This window comes from Verminephrobacter aporrectodeae subsp. tuberculatae At4 (genome assembly GCF_000193225.1).
Classification (GTDB): Bacteria; Pseudomonadota; Gammaproteobacteria; order Burkholderiales; family Burkholderiaceae_C; genus Acidovorax; species Acidovorax aporrectodeae.
In genome coordinates this window covers 1-2,440 of the sequence record NZ_AFAL01000996.1, presented here as the reverse complement: position 1 = coordinate 2,440, position 2,440 = coordinate 1, and the positions used below count along the sequence as shown (strand labels likewise).

2 protein-coding genes are annotated in these 2,440 nt (G+C 62.6%); both read right to left on the bottom strand.

Annotation, left to right across the window (positions count from 1 at the left end):
- Positions 1-1,557: SwmB domain-containing protein (locus VTU_RS30235; RefSeq protein ID WP_010110329.1), on the bottom strand; the 1,557-nt coding region annotated here is incomplete at its 3' end.
- 698 nt (positions 1,558-2,255) lie between these two features.
- A partial coding sequence (locus VTU_RS30230) for a LytTR family DNA-binding domain-containing protein (protein ID WP_010110328.1) occupies positions 2,256-2,440 on the bottom strand: 185 nt, incomplete at its 5' end.

Genomic DNA, 2,440 nt, shown 5'->3' with positions numbered 1-2,440 from the left:
GTTCACGCTGATGGCCGGGCCGCTGGCGCTGCTCACCGCATAGGCCGCGGCGGGGGCGGTATGGGCCGCGTCCAGGCCCAGGCTGCTGGCCTCGGTGTACGTGAGCACCAGCTGGTCACCGTTGACCACGGCGGTGTTGATGACCGGGGCCGTGGTGTCGGCTGCCGCTGGCGTGTTGTTCGTCACGGCCTGGTTGCGGAAGTCATCTGCGCCGTTGTTGGCAGTGTCCTGTACCGTATGGCCGGCCGCAGGTCTGGTGTAGCTGACGCTCACCGTCTCCTCGTGGGTTACGGCGCGGCTCAGCGTGAGCGTGACGGTCTTGGCGGTGGAGTTCACCACGGCGCCGGTGACGGTAATGGTGGTGCCAGCGGTGGTGCTGACCGTAAAGCCTGCGTTGTCCGCGAACGTGCGCCCTTGCAGGTTGCTTGAATCCTCGTAGCTAAGCACCAGCTGGTCGCCAGTGACCTTGGGGCGCCGCGTGTCGCCGGTGGTGATCAGTTCCGGGGCACGCCTGTCCTCCAGTTTATTCACCACCTCCGTGGTCAGGATGCTGTTCAGGCTATTGCCTGCTGTGTCCCGTATGCCGTTGCCGTCATCGGGCGTGTTGTCCCGGTAGGAGACGGTCACTTTCTGACCATGTTGCACGGGGGTGGTCAGAATCAGTGTGAGGAGCGTGGCAGCGGACGTGTCGCCCATGACGATGTCAGTGACGACGTTGGGTACGCCATCCACGAGTACCGTGAAGTCCGTTTTGACTGGTCCGTGGCTCGTGTCAAAGGGGTTCTCTTGGTGGCTGAATTGGAGCAGCACATTCTCCTGGTTGAGGACCTGGGGGCGATCGGCGGCGGTGGTGATCAGCTGCGGGGCGGCGGGATTCGGCGTGTTGTTCGTCACGGCCTGGCTGCTGAGGTCCGCCGCGTCGTTGCCCGCAGCGTCCTGAACCACGGCGCCGGATGTGGGTTTGGTGTAGCTGACGTTCACCACCTCACTGCTGGTCACGGCGCGGCTCAGCGTGAGTGTGACGGTCTTGGCCGTCGCATTCACCACGGCGCTGCTCACGGTAATGGCCGTGCCCGTGCTGCTGACCGTAAAGCCTGCGCTGCCCGAGAGCGCGGCCGGGTCCAGGGTGTTGGCTTCGGTGTACGTGAGCACCAGTTGGTCGGCGTTGACCGTGGCGCTGAGGAACAGCGGGGCCACGGTATCTCGGGTGTCCACGGAGTAGTTGGCGCTGGTGACTTTACCCGCGCCGGCGTTGCCAGCGTTGTCGGTTACCCCGGCGAGGTCTACGTTGATGACATTCGACGGGGCGTTGGTGTTGGCCGTGGGCGTGAAGGTGGCCGTCCAGACCGTGCGGTTGGCGTTGGGCGTGAGCGCGCTCAGCGTGCCGTTGGTGCACGTGATGTCTCTGGTGTCAAAGCCGTTGACGGACTTGCTGAAGGTGAAGGTGACGGTGGTGGTCTCGTCCGCGGTGAGCGCGCGGTCGGCGATCGCGATGGTGACGTTGAGCTCACTGTTGGTACCGGGCGTTGTGGTGGTGGCGGCTGGGGAGGTGGCCATGGTGATTTTCCTTTTCCTGATGGGATGTGCGTGGTTTCTGGATTCGGCTTTGGCGCAGCGTCCCCCATGGACGCAGGCGTGCTTGCTTCGTGTGCCATGCCGTCGGTGACGGCTTGGTTACGGACTCGCCGGGGGGCGATTTCCGGTTGTGTGGGATCTGCCGGAGCGGATGCAGCGTGTTGACTTGAGTCAGGGGATTCGCTGGGAATTAATGAAATTTCCTTGCTTGTATCAGCAAATAGTTTCTTTTTCGTACGTGTGGGTACTGCATTGCCCTGGGTAGTGATCTAAGTAATTTCCACTAATTTCATGAAAAAACTGGCGAATTGTCTTGATTGTTGGCGGGCCGATGGGGATCTGGGCTGTAATGATGCGTACGGTAACTTTTAGTCCTGTGAGTGGCAGCAGTTCGGCCGATTGTATGGTGCCAAGAAGTAAAGTCAACGAAACAGCACTGATTTTTCATTTTGAAAAGTAACGGCTTGCGGTTGACGGCGAAAGGGTCCAGCGCTGCTGCAATTTCCAAGCGGGAGTGCCTGTTTGCTGTCCGGGCAAACGGGCGTTTCCTGGCTCAGCGGGCGGCGCGTAGCCGGCCTTGCCGGGGGCGTTTCTGGCGCCTCTCTGGCGTCCAGACGCGCAGCGGCGGGGAGCCCTGTTCGCAAGAACGAAGGCGTCCGACGCAGCGATTCTCAAAAGGCCTACATCGCCCTGAAGCGGTGCGCGTGGAGGCGGCTCACGGGCAGTTTCTCGGGGCGTCCGGCCAGTTCCAGGTGCAGCTTGCCCGCCGCGTCGCGCGCCACGGCCGTGATGGCGCTGGCACGGACCAGGGTGCCGCGGTGGATCTGCCAGAACACCTGGGGGTCGAGTTGGGGGATCAGTTCCT